The organism is Neisseria sp. P0001.S005 (assembly GCF_051963715.1).
Map to the genome: position 1 here is coordinate 1 of NZ_JBQCTZ010000471.1, position 751 is coordinate 751.

Here is a 751-nt window from a genome sequence, read left to right on the forward strand (position 1 = left end):
TCTCGGACACGATTAATTTGTAACATTACCAAAGGCCGTCTGAAATTTCATCTTTCAGACGGCCTTTTCTTAATCCTCGCGATTCCAGTACGTTTTTTGTGCGAATACCAATTTATTGTCAGTGAATTTCAAACTGTCCAAATTCAATGCCCAAACATCGCTTTTCATCACTCGAGCAGCAGGATGCGCTTTGTAATACAAAGACTGCGCCGCTTTCAAATCCGCTTCATCCTCAATCAAAGCGGCAGTCGCCGCAAACTGAATGCCGCTGATTTTTGCGATGCTGTCAGGTTGTCCGGCAATGGTACCGGCTACTTTGGCAGAACGACTCATCATTCCGCCATGCTTCGTTTTCAAAGATGTCAGCACAATCAATCGGGCATTCACCTCATCAAACACATAAAAACAGCAAGCTGCCCAAACTTCGCCCTCTTCCGCAGCAGCAATACTGACGACATGATGATTGCTCAAAAACTTCACTATATTGACAGGAATCGTTTGCATGGTTTTTATCTTCCTTCGCAGTAGACGAAATTATGCTCAGGCCGTCTGAAACATCAGCCCTGCCAGCGCGGCACATCGTTTTGAATGATGCCGAACAAGTCCAAAGCATGAGAGACGCTGTGTGTAATCATATCTTCGATGGATTCAGGCTTCTGATATAAAGCCGGAACGGGAGGAAACACGATACCGCCCATCTCTGTCACGCGGCGCATATTTTCAATGTGCGCCAAGTTTAACGGCGCTTCAC

At 46.2% G+C, this 751-nt stretch carries 1 protein-coding gene and 1 pseudogene; both read right to left on the reverse strand.

Translation table 11 applies throughout. The features are described 5' to 3' along the window. Window positions 1-69 precede the first annotated feature (69 nt). A complete protein-coding gene (locus ACTHSP_RS21120) occupies window positions 70-504 on the reverse strand; it encodes a pyridoxamine 5'-phosphate oxidase family protein (protein ID WP_070843303.1) in 435 nt (144 codons plus the stop codon). 53 nt (window positions 505-557) lie between these two features. Then, window positions 558-751, reverse strand: a pseudogene (locus ACTHSP_RS21125) (UbiX family flavin prenyltransferase); the annotation flags it as partial.

Excerpts from the sequence above, each read along its gene's own strand:
- ACTHSP_RS21120 (WP_070843303.1), bottom strand. The coding sequence starts at position 504 with ATGCAAACGATTCCTGTCAATATAGTGAAGTTTTTGAGCAATCATCAT.